Consider the following 17,863-nt stretch of genomic DNA (forward strand, 5'->3'; position numbering starts at 1 on the left):
GGAGGAGCAAGAGAGACTTACTAGATTGATAAGCCAAAGTACCAGTCGTATTTTTAAACATCTGTAATTTAATAGATGATGTTTAGACCATCATATATACTCAGGAGGTTAAAATGAAACTTACCTTTAGGAAAGTTATTATATCCATAATGATGATACTAATTTTTATGATGCTTAATTTATCAGCATATACAAACATGGCTCGCGCAGAAAGTGTCGATAGTATTCCAGTCCATGTTGTACTTCATGTCGGCTCTAATAATGTTATCGTTAATGGTCAAAATCAAAAGCTTGATGAGCGTGGCAGTACTCCTATCATTAAAAATGGTTCAACTTACTTGCCAGTAGCTAGTGTGATGAAGCTTTTTGGTGGGAAAAGTGGATGGAACAGCGTAAGTAAGGAAATTACATTGCAGTACAAGGGTAGTACTGCGGTGCTCAAACCCGATAATTTAAAGGCAAAAGTAAACGGGAAATCACTTTCGCTTTCTGTAGCACCTACCGTTATTAACGGAACCACTGTTGTTCCTCTGAGATTCTTAGAACAGTTTAAAATTGCCGTTACTTGGCATGGAACCAGCTCATTCATTAGTTTGACGGAGAAAACGGAAGGCTATACTCCTTGGTATGCAGGGCAGCATACTGGAAAGCAGAATATTAAGGAGGGCATTTACTATGATGGAGGGAAGCAATATTACTCCTACAAAACAACATTCCTTAATTCATGGGGGACTCCTGTAGTAATACTTTTCGGGAGAGAAGTTATTTCAGGAGCAGATGAAATTGAAGGTAAGGTCGATATGGATTATTATACGATATTCTACTATACCGATAATGTTTCAATTATAGGAACCGTATGGGAAAATTATAATGGAATCAAAGGGGAGGACTTCTTAGAACTTTTAGGTATGACATACAGTGGGACTCTATCAAGTATAAAAAAAGTATCTGTAAAAGGAGCCGAGAGTGCATATGTTGTTGAGGAACATTTTTATGACTCAGGAGTGAGTAGTGATTCTACAACACTTATGGCCTTTGTTGGAAATAAGGTATACTCTATCAACTTTACTCAAGATATTTATGATGCATATCAAAAATTAGATGATGAAGCGTATTATTATTTCCTTGAGAAAATGATTCCTAATATGAGCTTAGGACAAAACGCTGGAGCGGCTGGATAGAAAACATAGCTACAACACTGTGGAGGGTTTATATACTAGAGAGGTGTTCTTTCTGAACACCTCTCTTTTTCATAATTTATCAAACCTTTATCCAAATTATGTCTAGATGGACTTTTGAGGTAATGATATATTTTTGTAAAAAAGAGAACGGATGAATCAAATTGCTTCAATATGATGCAACTTCTAGGAAACTTTTGATGTCAATTTTGGGATTTAAGTTGAACTTAGGAAATGATGAAAAGTTAGAAGATCTAAATACCTTGATACATTCTATTCGTTTTGGATCTGAAGTGAATCGTATACTGGGTGTTTTGGATCTTGATAACCATAATTTTCGACTATCATTAATTAAAAGTGCTGTTTTTATGCTGAAAAAAAACACGGAATCAGAATTGTTAGCACACGAAAACATATATAATAGTGGCGATTTTGATGAAGCAGAAGTATACGATGATCTCCTAATTTCATCTGTAGATGTTTACAAGGAGGTATATGGGGAGATTATTCAGGAATATTTAACTGAAATATGGGGGAGTGATGTAAACCTACACAGAGACATTAAGAAAATATTTCAAAATAATAAAATAGTTAAATATGGATCTGTATATAACGTTTATGCAAAGGCATGTATACGACACAAAAAACCTCTGAGAAAAATCATGAATCCCACAAGGCTTATCAAAAATGATTTGGAACTAATCAAAGAAAATACAGAGACCTTCTTAAGAATGTTATGTAGTTTAGAAGATGTATCAGTTTTAGATGAAATTTATGCATTTGAAATAGATACAGACGTATTCTTTGGTCTTGATCTTCTTTCGATATTCAATTTAATTGACGAAAGTGCTCCAGATAAAAAAGTGATAATGAAAGCCTTAGCTTCTGTAACTATAATCGAATCACCATATGTTAGGAGAGAAATCCTAAATTCAATAATAGAGAATGGTTTAGGTCAAGTGGAATTTTTTATTCCAGTTTTAATGAAAATCAGATATTTTATATTGCCACTCTTGATAGAATTTATAAAAGAACAAATTCTAGAAAACTTTTTTGTGAAGCAGGCAGGAAAAGAATACATAGACATAAGTTCTTCCTCGTTTATTTACAATTTTATAAAACAAAGTGAGGTTTTTGGAGATGACTCACAAATAATTTTGAAACATACAAAGCATATTCAAAGTATCAAAACTGCTTCTATAAACAATGAATTGCTCCCTAAGGTTCCCTATAATATAAATGTAATTAGAAATAATATAAAATGCATGGATAAAATTGTAGAGAGGGATGTTGCCAAATATATTGAGCCTATAATTGAATCGGGTACGAAACAAGAAAAAATTTTAGATCTCTTAACTATGTATGCTCATGATTTTTTTATTACCACGGCAATAGGGATAAAAGAATAAAATAATTTTTCAAAACACTAATTCACAAGAATTAGTGTTTTTCTTTTGTAGCAAGGGTTTTAGTGTATAAAAAAGTATTATGAATTTCCTTACAGTTAAAAAAGACACAGTATACTCTATTTTGTAAGTTACTTAAGACAAATTGAAAGGGGTTTGGAAAAGATGAAAATACCAAACGTACATGAGAACGAAATTAAACTATTCGACAATAAGAGAATTGATCGAGATGATATCCAGTGTCACATGATTGAAAAGGAGAAATCATTGATGTATATCAACGATTGTGTCCTAGCCAAAGGACATTTATTCATTGGTTTGGTAGAGGGTGACAATAAAGTTATAATGACACATCAATCTAATTCCTATTGGTCTCAGGGCGTTGATGAAGATGACTTTTTAAGGGTTACTTTCGATTGCAGAAAAAAAGATATAAAATTCCATGTTGTTCAAAAGGATAGGTATTTAAAGCTGAAGAACGATGATGATTTTAAGAATATATTTATGGTCGTAATGGTTGAATGTGCAGAATTTCTTCAACTAACAATTTATGATGGAAGCCTTGAACAAAAGATCAGTCATATGTTTGTAACAGCAGCAAATTTAAGAGATAAGTTAAGAGTAATTGCTTTTAGTATGATGAATAATCGTTTCCCTTCTTTTTACGAAAATTTAAAAAACCAAATGGAGGTCAATTAAATGAGTCAAAAGAAAAATCAGTGGAGTCTCGATATCTCTAACACCATGAGCACTGTTAGCCCAGAGTATTTAGAGAGAAATGAAACATTGGATAATAATTATGTGACAGTAGTTAGACGGGAAAGTGTACTATCAGATGTTTTCATACAGAAATTTAGTGATGAAGAAGAATTCAACCTAGACAATACCAAGAGTTTAGAGAAGGAGCAGTCTATATCGAATCACGTAAGTGATAATGGCAGTCATGTCAGTAACAATGAGACCAGTGACATACCAGACCATGGTCTATATCAGAATAGAAGAGATGATGTTACTTATAAGGTAGCGACTGAGATTGTAAGAAAACTTATCATAAAGTGTAGTGATAAAAATATATACGTATATAACGATCTGTACGGATATTTTCAAGAGGTGACAGAATTGCAGTTGGCAATTCATGTTCGGAGCAACATTCCTACTGATGTTGATAAAAAGATGAATAAAAACAGAATGTTTGAAGTGATACATCGGATAGAAAGTAACCCCGATTTACAGATAGAAGGTAAAGAATTCAACAGGTACAGTCATCTGATTAATTTTAGAAATGGTGTTTATAACTTGGAGGATAACAGTTTCCAGGAACACCACTCAGATTATCTATTTACTACTTTCATTGACGGATATTATGAGGAAAGACTAGCAAATAATTATTCGGGTTATGCTAACTACTTTGAGGAGTTTCTTGATGAATGTACTGAAGGCAATATTGATAAGCAAAGGACTCTTCAAGAGATTACTGGGTATATTCTTAGCAATTACTGCAACGCAAAGAAGTTTTTCATTTTGTTAGGAAAAGCCCATTCAGGAAAATCTTTATGGTTAGGAATTTGGAGAAGTTTAATCGGTGAAAGCTTCACTACAGCGGTTACTCTCAAACAACTTGGGGTTAATCGATTTATGGCAGCTGAGTTATTCAAATCCAAATTAAATATCTCTCCTGAGATGAACGAGGAGGGAAGTTTTAAAGGCGTCGATGTGATTAAAGCGGTAACTGGTGGAGACTTAATTGCAGCGAAAAAAAAGGGTAAAGATCCCTTTTACTTTTATAGTAAAACAAAGATTGTAGCGGCAGGAAACCACATGCCTAGTTTAAGTAAAGCAGATACAACAGGGGCGTTAACAGATAGAATGTTGTTTATAATGTTTAACCACTCAATACCCGAAGAGAGACGGGACAAAGACCTGTTAGGAAAAATTTTAGCAGAAAAGTCTTATATTATACACTGGGCTCTTGAAGGGCTAAGAAGGTTAATGCAGCGGAACTTTATCTTCACAGAGAGTAGTGATGCTATAGATTTTAAAAAGCAATTCATATTTGAGTCGGGAATTACAGGGTTTGTAGAAGATTGTTGTTTGATTGATGTAGGCGATAGCGAACTTAAAACTCATAGAAAAGTGCTGTACGACGCCTACATTAGTTACTACAAAAATAACCAGTCGAAGGCTATGAGCTCAAGAGAGTTCTTTAACGAGGTTGTTAAAACTGGAGTTGAACCAGGGAAGTTCCGCATAGACGGAACCACACCATTAGCGGGATTTTGAGGCATTATGCTAAAGCATTCATAAAAATACAGGCTACAGTGGCTACGACCTTCAGAAAAGCCTTACACAGCATAGTTCTAGGGAGTTTTTCACGTAGAACTTGCAGTCTACAACGTGTCTCATAGTGTAGCTACGACATCGAAAACTTTAGGATTATGAAGCGATTCAATACTTTGATTTGGATTAAAACGCATGGTATTTCCCACTTTTTTATTAATATATTATTCAATGGAGATGGTAAGAATGGTCAACTTTGAAAAATTGTTTTACACAATTGATGAGCTTTATGAAATATTACCACTTGGAAAAAATTCGCTATACAGTCTGGTTAAAAAGGAGGGGTTTCCCAAGGTCATAGTGGGTAGGAAAATTCTCATACCTGTAAAGGGGTTTAATCTTTGGATTGAGCAAAATTCAGTATTTTAATTGTGTTTAACGACAGGAGGAGTTTAGAGTGGCTGGTAGTATCTCAAAGATAGGCAACAAATATAGAGTTACATTTGAGTTAGGTAAAGATATAAACAACGGTAAGAGATTAAGAGAATACGTTACAGTTCAATCAAAAAAGGAAGCTGAAAAGCTCCTTAACGAGTTTGAGTATAACCAAAACCGTAATCTTATGGTGCTAAGTAGTGGAATGACATTTGTAGAGACGATCCATCATTGGATGGACAACTATGTGAGGTACAATTGTGAGGAGACGACGATTTATGGGTATCAGAATATTCTGAATAAGCACATAGCTCCTTTTTTCAAAATTCTCGAACTGCAAAAGCTCCAGCCTGGACACATTCAACAATATTATAAAGCTCTTATGGATGAGAAAGATTTATCACCAAATACAGTGCATAAACATCACGCACTCATTCGTAAGACTTTGGATTATGCTTTGAAACAGCAGTTAGTCCATAGGAATGTGGCTGATGCTGTATCTTTACCAAAAAAGAGAAGATTCGAAGGGAAAGCTTATACTAAAGAACAACTTTTTGTACTGCTGGAAAAGGTAAAGAATACAAAATTGGAGGTTCCAGTTAACCTAGCTATATATTTGGGCCTAAGAAGAGAAGAAATCGTTGGCCTTAGATGGGATTATGTTGACCTGGATCAAAGGAAAATTCATATTGAAGAGGTTCGCACAAGTGCAGGTAACAAGGTAATAACAAAACTACCAAAGACAGATAAAAGTAGACGATCACTTCATATGAGTGATGACCTTCACTGTTTACTATCAAATTTAAAAGCTAAACATGAGGAAATGAAGATATTGTTTGAAACTGAGTATGATAAATCTGGTTACCTCTATTGTCATGATAATGGAAAGCCATATCGTGTGAACTCAGTCACAGAGCAGTTCAAGGACTTTCTTGAAAAAAATGAATTTCCTAAAATTCGTCTTCATGATCTCAGACATTCGTTCGCGAGTGTGCTACACAATGAGGGAGTGGACTTGAAATCAATTTCTGAGGCATTGGGCCACTCAGACATATGCACTACTAATAAAATATATACTCATGTATTTGATAAGACTCACAAGGATACATTAAACCTAATGAGTGATGCATTAAGGGGTCGATGATATGAAAATAGACACACAAAAGGAAGCAGTACTGCTTCCTTTTGTGTGTCTTAAAGCATGCTTTTAGGCACGTCCTCAAAGTGCATCACTTAACGTGCCAAAATATCAATAATTTATTATTGGCATGTGCCATAGATAACACATACTTTTTGGCAGGAATTTTAGGAGGGGTAAATTGTGATAATGGGATATGGCAGAGTATCGGCTAAAGATCAGAATCCGGAAAGGCAACTTTTAAAATTTCGAGAGATCGGAATTGATGGAAGATATATATTTGTTGATAAGCTAAGTGGAAAGGACTTTAATAGGCCACAATATCAAGCTATGCGTTTAATGATTCGCGAAGGTGACTTAATCTATATTGATGCCTTAGACCGATTAGGGCGTGATTATGAGGGAATTATAAATGAGTGGAAGTATGTTACTCGTGAAGTGAAGGCAGATATTGTTTGCCTGGATAATGAGACTCTATTTGATTCAAGGAAATTTAAAACTATGGGTGATTTCGGAAAAGTAATGGAGGACCAATTTTTGAGTTTACTGGCATATGTAGCTGCACAGGAAAGAAAGAAAAATAAACAACGTCAAGCAGAGGGAATTCAAATAGCTAAGAGTGATGGAGTCAAGTTTGGTCGCCCGAAGATTGAAATAAATGAAGCATTCATTGAAGTTTATCAAGAGTGGAAGTCTGGTATGATCACGGCTACGTTTGCTATGAAGCAATTGGGAATGAAACATCGAACGTTTTATAGGAGGCTTAGAGAGTATGAGCAGCTATTGGAACATAGTAATCAATAAAAATAGAAACCTACCCTAAGCAGCTATGGAAAGGTTTCTATTTTTTATAGAATTTAAAAACTCATACTGCCAATAAATTGCTTGGCCAAAATTTCGGCGAAACCAGCCAGAACAACAGAGAAAAATTTGCCCATTTGTTCAGGATACTTTACTAAAAGAAATATTAAAATAACTAGAATTGCTATCTTCATAATATCGTTGCGAAGTGCCATCTGAGTTTCCTCCTCATAATATGTAGTTATATTAAAACAACGTTGTTTTAATATAACAAAATTATCACAAGGATAGTATGTTGTCAACTAAAAACATCTGTTGACTTGTTATGACAACGAAATTATCATTATTATGAGGTGTTTATAATGCTTTCTTATGGAGAATTGCTAAGACAATATATAGATAATTCGGAGTTATCATTAAGCCAGATTGAGTCTAAGTTAAGAGAAAAAGGGCTAGCTACTAATAAAGCATATATAAGTAAGCTGCAAAACGGTAAGTTACCTCCTGCTGGAGACGAAATTAATAAAGCGTTGGCAGAAGTGTTGAATGGGGATGAAGAAGAACTGATTCTATCTTCATATGCAGAAAGAGCCCCCTTTCTTAAAGCAATAATAGACAAGCTGTTCGAATCCTTTACAACTATGCTTCTAAGCAATAAGAAATTGATTGTTGCTATGATGCAGCCAATTCATAATAATGAAGACGAGCTGCTTGAGAATTATGAGGATATAATTGTACAAGTGATGTCAAACATGAGCCTGAAGGAAAAGACTGAAATGATAAGTTCGCTTTCTGAATATATGGCTAAAGGCGGACTAGCGGAATATACAAAGTTTCAGGATGGGATATTGGAGATTAATCCAATTAGCTTTTTCAGTGATAAAAAAGATCAAGCCAAATATCGCGAGGTGTATGATCTTCGTAAGAGAGAGTCTATTACTGATTTAACAAAGGATGAATTATTTTTTCTAACTAAGCAACTTGAGTTGTATCGAAGTTTGAATCTGAGCGATTTACAGAAATCAGATGGTTAAGTCATGATGTTAGAAAGAGTATTTATGCAAGTTTCCTGTCCGATTCCTGTAGTCAACGGTAGACAAATGAATTAAATGAATATAATTCTCTATAATTTTAAACGATAATAGATAACAAATTTATTGTCGCAATGCCTTGCCAGTTAAGCATTCTGGATACTTATTAAATCATTTAAGGACAACTTAACGAGAGCAAGACAGGGGTTCGACTCCCCTCGCCTCCATAAGAGAAAAACCACTAACCAGACTGTATAGGCTAGTGGTTTTTTCGTTTATAATATAAAAAAATAAAATCAGATTGGAGATCTTTATATGCTCGACAATCGAGAACAACTTCAAGAAATCTTAAAAAAAGCCAACCAACACGCACGCAAACAAGCCAAAGAGTCAGGTGCTTCTATTTACTATATGAAAAACAACAAACGTGTCCGTGAAGATGCAAACGGTAATAAATTCGAAATTGTATTTGATGACGCAGGGAACAGACAGGAATTTGAATATCATGAATGAAATCAAGCCTACTATGACTGTATTTGCAGGAACGAATAGAGCTGGAAAAAGTACGCTCAGCATGCAAATGAGAGATTGGCTTGGTGAACTGGTTGATCCAGATCAAATCGCTAGAGAACTAAAGCCAGATAATCCGCGTAGTGCTGATTTATCTGCTGGTCGAGGGTCGAGAGGCTGTCAAACGAATCCGATCGCTGATTAAAACTGGTGCTGATTTTGCTATAGAAACGACTCTATCTGGCTCTTTCGTTTTAAAGCATATGCAAATTGACCGTGTTGCTTCTCGTGTCGAGCAGGGTGGGTATTGGATCGCAGAGGAAGATATTCGCTTTCGATATGGACAATCCCTACAGAATCTTAAACCAGCTCTAGCTATCGCAGATCAAGTCATCATTATTAATAATACATACGAGCCGTTAATTGTAGCGGAGTTAGTTCATGATAAATTAGTTTATTGTGCAGATGAGGTACCTAACTGGGCACAGGCAGTTGTTGTGAAATAATATAATGAAAAACATCTAATTTTGCTGTATACACAACTGGATGTTTTTTTGTATTCGGTGTGTCATATGTAAAAGTATTTTATCGAAGGGATAGCGATAGTTTCTTTGCTAAGTTCATGGATAAAAACGGTACTGATGTCACGCTAAATATATAACGATCCATTTTGAATGTATGGATCAGTTTACAGAATACATAGCTCCATATCATTTGCCTTTTAGCTAAAAACTTCATATGATAAAAAGATCAAAGCGAAGGAGTGAACCTATGAAATTACTTGATGGTCTCTAGCTTCCCTAAAGGAGGTTAGGGCTATGAGTAGAAGTTATAAAAAAACTCTCGTTTGTAAAGATCAAGGTACACTTTGGATGAAACGCCAGGCAAGTAAAGCAGTTCGCCGATATGCTGAGGACATAAGTAATGGAGGTAGTTATAAGAAGTTATTTTGTTCCTATAACATTTGTGATTACCGTATAGTGCAGACTTATCAACAAGCAATCGACGAATGGAATACAAGCAAGTATCTGTGGACTCATCAAAAAACATTTAAAGATTTTTTATTAAGCTGGCACAAATACTATAAAAGAAAATGAAAAAAGACCATCGGTAGGGAAGCCCGATGGTCTTTTTCTATTTCAATTTAGAGGGATTAATCATAAGTCATAAATGGAAAAGATATCTCGTCATATAATATATGCTTACGAAGAGTTGGATTTACACAGAAAAGCCCTTCAATTGAAGAAAAATATTCTGATAATGCACTTAACAAACAGTTATACGATGATAGCATATATAATCTACTGACTAGTATAACCTTTCCCTAATCCTGCCATAGCTCCTCCCTATAACCAGCCATACCTTTTCAGCTTTACATATCCCCCTTCTACTCATGCTAAAATTAACCCATACAACAACCGACGGTAAGCACCACCCAATCCAACCACAAAAACCACCCAACCAGGAGGATTTCCCACATGAGTGATAAATTCCAAATCGTAGGCAGCCTGCTTCGTCCGGCTGAACTGTTAGAATACAAAACCCAAATCGAGCACCGCGATGACATCCAGTACCCGTTCTACCAGGAATTCGATGGCTACCAGCAGTGCGAGGACCGCGCCATCCAATCCGTAATCGAAAAAGAAATCCAAAATGATCTCTCCATCATCACCGACGGTGAATATTCCAAATCCATGTGGCATCTGGACTTTGTCTGGGGCTTTGATGGCGTGGAGCGTTATATTGCAGATCATGGCTACTTTTTCCGTGATACGGACGGTAGCTCGAAGTACGAGACGCGTAAAGATATCGGTCTACGTATCACAGGCGAGCTGAGCGGCAAAAATCACCACTTTATCGAGGTATACAAAAAGCTGCAGGAGCGTGCAGGCGATCGTGAAACCAAGCTATGCGTGCCTTCGCCATCTCATATCTTCGGCGAACTATCCTGGTCGGATAATATCGGTGGTACGGACTCGGTATACAAGGATACGAAGGAACTGAAGGCTGGACTGGTGAAAGCATATAAAGAATTTGTAGATGATTTTGCGGCTGCGGGCGGCAAAATTCTGCAATTCGACGATTGCTTGTGGGAGCTATTTGCGGATGACAATCCGAACTCTCCGTATACAGGTGAGCATATCAATCAGGAGGAAGTACAAGCGCTGGCGACGGAGTTTATCGATATTAGCAATATTATCATCGACTACGGTCACAGTCTCGGTCTGAAAATGTGGACGCACAACTGCCGCGGTAACTACGATTCCCGTAATATGGGTGGTGGTTCGTATGTGAAGATCGCGAATTTGTTCCTGAAGCAACTCAAATACGACCGTTTCTTCCTCGAATGGGATGATGATCGTGCGGGTTCTCTGGAAGCGCTGGCTGTGTTTAAGGATAAGCCTAATACGGAAGTGGTGCTGGGTTTGCTGTCTTCCAAAACAAGCACACTGGACGATGAAGAGCGTGTACTGCGTTTGTTGGATGAAGCGTCTAATATTATTGAAAAAGATCGTTTGCTATTGTCTCACCAGTGCGGCTTTGCTTCCTGTGATGGTGGTAATGAGCTGACCGAGGCGGAACAGTGGGCGAAAATTAATCAAGGGCAACGGATTGCGAAGCAGTATTGGAATCAGTGATTAAGGTCATGAATCTTCTGAAAATAATATAACAGTATAGTAAAGCATACTTGTTATAAGAGAGTTAGTATTTTTCATATATACAAAATGAAGCGGACGCCGTATGGTGTCCGTTTTGCTTTGGAATCGAACATAATCTTTATCGATTTTCCAAAATAAAGGAATTACCAAGCAAGCATCGAATACACCATCCATGGAGGATGATTATATGAATATAGATCAATGGATAATTGAAGCAGATATATCTGCCATGCAGCAAGCGCTGGAGTCGGGCAGCATCACGTCTGAGCAATTGACGAAAGTGTACATACAGCGAATACATAGGCTGAATCCTCAGCTTCGCGTTGTCTTGGAAATCAATCCAGATGCGCTGGAGATTGCTATAGCTCTAGATGAAGAAAGAAAACAGCAAGGAGTTAGAGGACTGTTGCACGGCATCCCGATCCTGCTCAAAGACAATATTGATACAGCCGACAAGATGCACACGAGCGCAGGTGCTATCGCGTTGGAGAACTCTATTGCAATGACAGATTCGGCGGTCGCTGCCAATCTGCGCGCCGCAGGTGCTATTTTACTAGGAAAAGCGAATATGACGGAATGGGCGAGCTTTATGTCTCCAAAGATGTGGGCAGGATACAGCTCGCGTGGTGGATTGACGCTAAATCCGTACGGACCTGGCGAACTGTTTGTCGGTGGATCGAGTTCTGGTTCAGCGGTAGCGGTGGCGACGAATTTGGCAGCACCGGCAATTGGTACGGAAACATCCGGCTCGATTATTAGTCCAGCGAGTCAAAATAGCGTAGTGGGCTTGAAGCCTACAGTGGGGCTTGTGAGTCAGCAGGGTATCATCCCAATTACCTTTACACAGGATACAGCCGGACCAATGGGACGAACGGTGACGGATGTTGCGTTTGTATTGGGTGGTTTGGTGGAAAAGGATGGGCAGAGTAGTACAGCAAATACTGCCGAGATTCGTGCGTATGAAGATTACACCCCTTTTTTGGATATAAGCTTTTTGCAGCAAGCACGGATTGGTATACCGAGAACGTATATGAATGAGTTGGACGAAGCAAGACTACATATATTTGAAGCCGCGATTACGGTATTGAAGGAAGCAGGAGCAACGATTGTTGATCCAGTGCACCTTCCATGTGAGCAGGCGCAGTGGAATGCAGATGTGCTGCGGTATGAGTTTAAATATGCGCTGAATGCGTATTTGGAAAAGCTGCGGGAAGATGTGCCAGTGCATTCGTTGCAGGATGTGATTGCTTTTAACGAGCAGTATGGCGAGCGTGCATTAAAGTATGGGCAAAATACGCTGTATTGGTCGGAGGAGACGAGCGGGACATTGCAGGAGAAGGAGTATTTGGATAGTTTGAAGTACAATGCGGAGATGGCACGGACAAAAGGTATTGATTATGCGCTGCAAGAGCATCATTTGGATGCGTTGATGTTTCTAGGGGATATGGGAAGTGATCTTGCTGCTCGGGCAGGGTATCCGATGATTACAGTCCCTGGCGGATATGCGGATACTGGTGTAGTGGCTCCGGGTGGATATGTGACAAAGGGACCACATGGTATATCGTTTATAGGTACGGCTTGGAGTGAGCCGACTTTGATTAAGATTGCGTTTGTATTTGAGCAGATGACGAAGCACCGGGTTATGCTGGAGCTAGATGAGTTTTGATATTTTTAGAGAAATTATGATAGCGTAGTTCTGCTTTATAATAAAAATAGTGAGTATACTTATTTGTATGGAGAATATCCATGAGAATGTACATGAGTGATTACAACGATAGGATAAGGAATGAATAAAGTGAAGAATTTTGCGGAAGAGTTAGTGTATTGGTATTTGAGGTTTAATGGTTTCTTTCCACTTGCTAATTTTGTATTGCATCGCGAAGGGCTATGCGCTGGAAGTCAGAGCGCTGACGCTGATTTAATTGCTATTCGACCAAAATTTGTGTACGAAGAAATAGGGGTGGACCATAAGGATCCGATGCTTTTTAAGCATTTCAGTATGAAGACTAATATTGGTTTGATGTGTGAAGTGAAATCAGGTAATTATGTAAGTCGTGAAGATATACATCTGGGACGAAAAGAACGTATATCGTATTGCTTAAAGAGAATAGGCTTTTTCTCTAATAAAAAGTTGCAAGAGCATTCAAAGACTCTTGAGTCTCATCCTATAGCTAAAGGTGATTTTCATCAGGTAGGTAAACTTTTAGTTACAAAAAGGGAGATGCATGTGCCAGGATTTATTTGTTTATCATTAGATCATATTGAAAAGTTTATCATGGAGCGAATCAGTCTTTTTTCTCGCGAAAAAGATGGAGCCAAACTTCATTTCGATTCTGACATGCTTCAGTATATGATCTGGAAACATAATATGTAGATCTAGCATACAAGGAAAGACCGCCCAATCAGCGGTCTTTTTTAATTGTTTGCCTTCATCTCCATTTCATAATCAGTAGGTTCCAACCGTTTGATGACATGCGTTTGCAGAGAGGGCAATATGAGGCAAATAGATGCCATTTGTCCGGCTTCTTTGGAACTGTAGTCTTACGGCTGTTCCAACGCCTCATCAGTTATAAAGCATGATTATTTCGTTGTATGTAACCACTCTTTAAGCATACGAATAATAGGATCGGCATAATCCGAAGAGGTAGAACGCAGCCAATTATACAGAGGTCCTTCCAGAAAGCCCTGTAATGCTGCGACCGATTGTTGAGTAGTCAAGACCCATTCATGATTGGTATACACGATGGGAATGTTTTCAGGATGAGCACGATCTAGACGATCTGGCCAGACGTACACATGATTTTCGTCATACGTTAACGTGGGATCAGGATCGTGTCCCATCCATGGACTGATTTTCTTGTCGAGACAGACTAAGAATTCATTGATATCCTCTATGCCGCCGCAGCAGCTCGGTAGTATGTAGCGGTCTTCATTTTCAAAAAACGCGATTCCGCCTGGCATAATGAAACCTTCTTGTTGCGACAGCTCCTTTAGGGCGGTCTGTGCGGATTGGGACATATCTATGTCATGATATCCTAGTAGCACTCTCATAAACCATTCCACTTCTGGCTCGCTTGCCTGCGGAGTCAATGCCATATAAGGTTTCCATGGAAGGTCATGCTTCATCCATTTTGGACGCTCGTAATAAGGTTCGATAGTAATGACGGCTTTAGTATAAGGCATATGGTACCTCCTGTTGAAATGCGGAAAACTCCATACGACGTTTAAACCTAAGAGTCCAATTCAAGCCAGAATCTGATGTGCTTGATCTTCTCGAATTGCATATCTGTATACAGCTTGTCTCCAAACTCTATCTGAACATAGTCTTCCAGATCGACACCGTAAGGAATCACATCGGTCTGGTGTACAGACAATACAGGATTGCCGACTTCATGCGGCTCGGTTGGCATGTAGCGATGACCGTAGATAGGAATGAGCTTTGGTAATTGGGAATACTGTTGTCTGGCGATCTCCTGAGCTGCTTGGTGGTTCGCAGGACGCTCTCCCCATGCTGGATACCAGAAGGAATTATATTGGATGTCAAATAGGATACCTTCCAACGGTGCGTTCAAATACTGTTGCATCAAAGCGATTCCTCGTTTTGAAAAATCTCCCCATATCGGAAAACCCCTACCAGTTGGCTGAACCTGTGACAGCAATTGGCGCAGATCCGGTGGGAAACGGAATTGGTAGAAGGTTTCGATGGTATGAATTGTTTCGTCAGACAGACCGGGATGCAGGCTAACCTCGTTCGATGTCAGCAATTGTTTGATTTTGGATATGTTCATGGATATGTAGGTGCTCCTTATGAGGTTATGAATATAGACGAATAGACGCTTGGAAAAGCATAGGATTTGCTATTTCGTTATCTGTTGTACTGACTCTACTTTTTTTACAATTCATACTGTTCTCTGTTCTCTGTTCTCTGTTCTCTGTTCTCTGTTCTCTGTTCTCTGTTCTCTGTGTCTATTGTCTTTACATGTATACTGCATAGAACTCTGGCAAACTTGGTTTCGCACTAGGCAGTCCTTTATAATAAGAAACCAGTACACATGCAAGCAGAAGGAGAACCTATACATCATGGATTTGATCAGACAACAGCTTCAACATTTGGGCATGAATGACGCGGTGATTGGTTATGCTGCCAATAGTATTATGATACTGTTCATCGCCGTCGTTTGTATTCTTGCCAACTGGATTACGCAGAAAATCGTGCTTAAAACGATTATACACATCGCCAACAACAATCGGTATACATGGGACGACATCATTGTGGAGAAAAAGGTCTTTCACAAGCTGTCCCATCTCGTACCAGCGATTATTATTTACTATGCCGCATCGGTCTTCCCATCGTATCAAGAGCTGATCGAAAAAGCTGCAATGACGTATATGATTGTGGTGGCGATTACGGTATTCGATGCGCTGCTGAATGCCTTTGATGCGATCTATCGTTCGTTTGAAGTATCCAAGATTCGTCCGATTCGTGGGTACATTCAGGTGGCGAAGATTGTGTTGTTTATTATCGGGGGCATCATTGTTATCTCGAATCTGATCGGGCAAAATCCGCTTATTATTCTCAGCGGACTTGGCGCGCTGTCGGCGGTGTTGATGCTCATTTTCAAGGATTCGATTCTCGGTTTGGTTGCTGGTATCCAGCTGTCATCCAACGATATGGTACGGGTGGGTGACTGGATTGAGATGCCCAAGTACAATGCCGATGGCGATGTGATCGACATTACGCTGAATACGGTGAAGGTAATGAATTTTGATAAGACGATTACGATGATTCCGAGCTATGCTCTGATCTCGGATTCGTTTCGCAACTGGCGCGGGATGCAGGTGTCGGGTGGTCGGCGGATCAAGCGCAGTGTGCAGATCGATACGAGCAGTATTACCTTTTGCACACCAGAGATGATCCAAGAATTTCGGAAAATTCATTATCTCGTCGATTATCTGGATAGCAAGGTAGCGGAGATTGAGGCGTACAATGCAGAGCGTCAGATTAACCGGGAGAGTAAGGTGAATGGAAGACAACTGACGAATATTGGGGTGTTTCGGGAATATGTGTATCGGTATCTCAAAAACCATCCGGGTATTCACAGCAATATGACGCTGATCGTGCGTCAATTGGCGCCTGCGGATAATGGGCTGCCGCTGGAGATTTATGCGTTCAGCAGCGATACGACGTGGGCGGTGTATGAAGGGGTGCAGGCAGATATTTTTGACCATATCTTCGCGGTGGCTCCAACGTTTGGACTGCGCACATTCCAGAATCCGACTGGGCATGATATTGGGCGGCTCAAGGAGAAGTCACTGTTGGTGCAAGGGGATTGATTGGATTAAGACAAGGTGGAAGTGAAGTGGATATGTAGAATTACACGCTGTACACGTAAAAGCCATTCATCTCTCAATGAGCAGATGAATGGCTTTTATGCTAATAGGAATGACAGTGGAGACTTTAGTATAACAAGCTTTTAGCATAAATAGACGTTTTATAAAACGGTGTAAGGGAATCTGTATATGCTGAAGTCGATTCCCTTATTTTCGTTTCTAATACATATATGATTGCATGTTTGAAAAGAGTCATACATATTCTGATACCCCATATCTTCATCCTGATCCACAAAAAATGAAACCTCTCTCCCACGATTCGGGTACAATATTACATATACCTTTCCGAAAGGAGATAACGGACATGAGTATTTGGAGTAGGTTTAGAGACGTAATGAAGGCGAATCTGCACAGCATACTAGAGCGGTCGGATGATCCTGAGCGCACGGCAAGGCAATATATGCAGCAGCTAACGAGCGATATAGGACAGGTGAAGGCGGAGACGGCAGCCGTGCTGGCGGAGGAAAGTCGCAGCAAGCGCGCGCTCGACGAGAGTAGCGGGGAGATTGCCAAATTACAACGGTATGCCGAGAAGTCGGTGCAAAATGGTGATTCGGATGGCGCACTTCGTTTTCTGGAAAAGAAAGAGCAGCTGGCGCAAAAGCATAGCGAGCTACAAGCCGCTCATGAACGTGCAGCCGCTAAGGCAGATGTAATGCGGCAGATGCAGATCAAGCTGACGAGCGATCTGAACACCCTACAAACTCGCTACGCCGACATCCAAAGCAAGCTAAACCAAGCGCAAACGCTTCAGCAAAGCACTAACGCTAACACCTTCGCTGGCGCTAGCGATGCGCTGAATAGTATGCAGCAAAAGGCGAATCAAGCACTTAACGAAGCGGAAGCGCTCGCTGAAGTGCGCGGTAGCGCTCAGCCGGAGGAAGATCTGGATGTGCTGATTGCCCGCTTGGAGCAGCAAATGAACGCACAACCTGACAATATGAGTACGACTGCAGCTACACCACAGGACGAATTAGCCGCGATCCAACAACAATACAAAGGCTAGACTATATCTTTGTTCTTTGTTATATGACGA

General features: G+C 39.3%; 19 protein-coding genes. 16 read left to right on the plus strand and 3 right to left on the minus strand.

Features of this window, described 5'->3' with window-relative positions:
• Positions 1-113 precede the first annotated feature (113 nt).
• From ABXR35_RS14105 to ABXR35_RS14135, 7 genes are all read left to right on the plus strand, one after another.
• Positions 114-1,181 carry a copper amine oxidase N-terminal domain-containing protein gene (locus tag ABXR35_RS14105; RefSeq protein WP_367061633.1) on the plus strand — a complete coding sequence of 356 codons (1,068 nt, stop codon included), beginning with the start codon at positions 114-116 and terminating at the stop codon, positions 1,179-1,181.
• Positions 1,182-1,378: 197 nt separating this feature from the next.
• Positions 1,379-2,587 carry a hypothetical protein gene (locus tag ABXR35_RS14110; RefSeq protein WP_367061636.1) on the plus strand — a complete coding sequence of 403 codons (1,209 nt, stop codon included), beginning with the start codon at positions 1,379-1,381 and terminating at the stop codon, positions 2,585-2,587.
• Between the two features lie 162 nt (positions 2,588-2,749).
• On the plus strand, positions 2,750-3,283 hold the full coding sequence (locus ABXR35_RS14115; RefSeq protein ID WP_367061638.1) for a hypothetical protein: 534 nt from the start codon (positions 2,750-2,752) through the stop codon (positions 3,281-3,283).
• Positions 3,284-4,864, plus strand: coding sequence for a DNA primase family protein (locus ABXR35_RS14120; RefSeq protein WP_367061641.1), 1,581 nt, complete (start codon positions 3,284-3,286; stop codon positions 4,862-4,864).
• Positions 4,865-5,107: 243 nt separating this feature from the next.
• On the plus strand, positions 5,108-5,290 hold the full coding sequence (locus ABXR35_RS14125) for a helix-turn-helix domain-containing protein (RefSeq protein ID WP_367061643.1): 183 nt from the start codon (positions 5,108-5,110) through the stop codon (positions 5,288-5,290).
• A 28-nt stretch (positions 5,291-5,318) separates the two neighbouring features.
• Positions 5,319-6,440, plus strand: a complete 1,122-nt coding sequence (locus tag ABXR35_RS14130; RefSeq protein ID WP_367061646.1) for a site-specific integrase — start codon at positions 5,319-5,321, stop codon at positions 6,438-6,440.
• A gap of 183 nt (positions 6,441-6,623) precedes the next feature.
• Positions 6,624-7,238: a recombinase family protein gene (locus tag ABXR35_RS14135; RefSeq protein ID WP_436669374.1), complete on the plus strand. Its 615-nt coding sequence runs from the start codon at positions 6,624-6,626 to the stop codon at positions 7,236-7,238.
• 53 nt (positions 7,239-7,291) lie between these two features.
• Here ABXR35_RS14135 and ABXR35_RS14140 read toward each other — a convergent pair whose 3' ends face one another.
• Entirely contained in the window at positions 7,292-7,450 is a 159-nt protein-coding gene (locus tag ABXR35_RS14140) for a hypothetical protein (protein ID WP_367061650.1), read from the minus strand.
• A 147-nt stretch (positions 7,451-7,597) separates the two neighbouring features.
• Here ABXR35_RS14140 and ABXR35_RS14145 point away from each other — a divergent pair, with 147 nt between their 5' ends.
• The 7 genes from ABXR35_RS14145 (at position 7,598) to ABXR35_RS14175 (ending at position 13,810) form a co-directional block, all read left to right on the plus strand.
• A complete protein-coding gene (locus tag ABXR35_RS14145; RefSeq protein WP_367061653.1) occupies positions 7,598-8,269 on the plus strand; it encodes a hypothetical protein in 672 nt (223 codons plus the stop codon).
• A gap of 312 nt (positions 8,270-8,581) precedes the next feature.
• Positions 8,582-8,779, plus strand: coding sequence for a hypothetical protein (locus ABXR35_RS14150; RefSeq protein WP_367061655.1), 198 nt, complete (start codon positions 8,582-8,584; stop codon positions 8,777-8,779).
• The gene (locus tag ABXR35_RS14155; RefSeq protein WP_367061658.1) at positions 8,772-8,981 is read left to right on the plus strand and encodes a hypothetical protein; all 210 of its coding nucleotides are present in this window, start codon (positions 8,772-8,774) and stop codon (positions 8,979-8,981) included. Before ABXR35_RS14150 ends, ABXR35_RS14155 begins: the two co-directional genes overlap by 8 nt.
• 613 nt (positions 8,982-9,594) lie before the next feature.
• On the plus strand, positions 9,595-9,873 hold the full coding sequence (locus ABXR35_RS14160) for a hypothetical protein (protein ID WP_367061660.1): 279 nt from the start codon (positions 9,595-9,597) through the stop codon (positions 9,871-9,873).
• Between the two features lie 381 nt (positions 9,874-10,254).
• Positions 10,255-11,415, plus strand: a complete 1,161-nt coding sequence (locus ABXR35_RS14165) for a cobalamin-independent methionine synthase II family protein (protein WP_367061663.1) — start codon at positions 10,255-10,257, stop codon at positions 11,413-11,415.
• Positions 11,416-11,623: 208 nt separating this feature from the next.
• Positions 11,624-13,102, plus strand: a complete 1,479-nt coding sequence (locus tag ABXR35_RS14170; RefSeq protein WP_367061665.1) for an amidase family protein — start codon at positions 11,624-11,626, stop codon at positions 13,100-13,102.
• Between the two features lie 120 nt (positions 13,103-13,222).
• Positions 13,223-13,810: a hypothetical protein gene (locus ABXR35_RS14175; RefSeq protein ID WP_367061668.1), complete on the plus strand. Its 588-nt coding sequence runs from the start codon at positions 13,223-13,225 to the stop codon at positions 13,808-13,810.
• A gap of 206 nt (positions 13,811-14,016) precedes the next feature.
• Here the strand turns inward: ABXR35_RS14175 and ABXR35_RS14180 are convergent, their stop codons facing one another.
• Both ABXR35_RS14180 and ABXR35_RS14185 read right to left on the minus strand, forming a co-directional pair.
• A complete protein-coding gene (locus ABXR35_RS14180) occupies positions 14,017-14,619 on the minus strand; it encodes a hypothetical protein (RefSeq protein WP_367061671.1) in 603 nt (200 codons plus the stop codon).
• Positions 14,620-14,666: 47 nt separating this feature from the next.
• Complete coding sequence (locus ABXR35_RS14185) at positions 14,667-15,224, minus strand: SMI1/KNR4 family protein (RefSeq protein WP_367061674.1); 558 nt, start codon at positions 15,222-15,224, stop codon at positions 14,667-14,669.
• Between the two features lie 292 nt (positions 15,225-15,516).
• Here ABXR35_RS14185 and ABXR35_RS14190 point away from each other — a divergent pair, with 292 nt between their 5' ends.
• Positions 15,517-16,770, plus strand: a complete 1,254-nt coding sequence (locus tag ABXR35_RS14190) for a mechanosensitive ion channel family protein (protein WP_367061677.1) — start codon at positions 15,517-15,519, stop codon at positions 16,768-16,770.
• A 361-nt stretch (positions 16,771-17,131) separates the two neighbouring features.
• Positions 17,132-17,833, plus strand: coding sequence for a PspA/IM30 family protein (locus tag ABXR35_RS14195; protein WP_367061680.1), 702 nt, complete (start codon positions 17,132-17,134; stop codon positions 17,831-17,833).
• Positions 17,834-17,863: the final 30 nt, after the last annotated feature.

This window comes from Paenibacillus sp. JQZ6Y-1 (genome assembly GCF_040719145.1).
Lineage (GTDB): Bacteria > Bacillota > Bacilli > Paenibacillales > Paenibacillaceae > Saccharibacillus > Saccharibacillus kandeliae.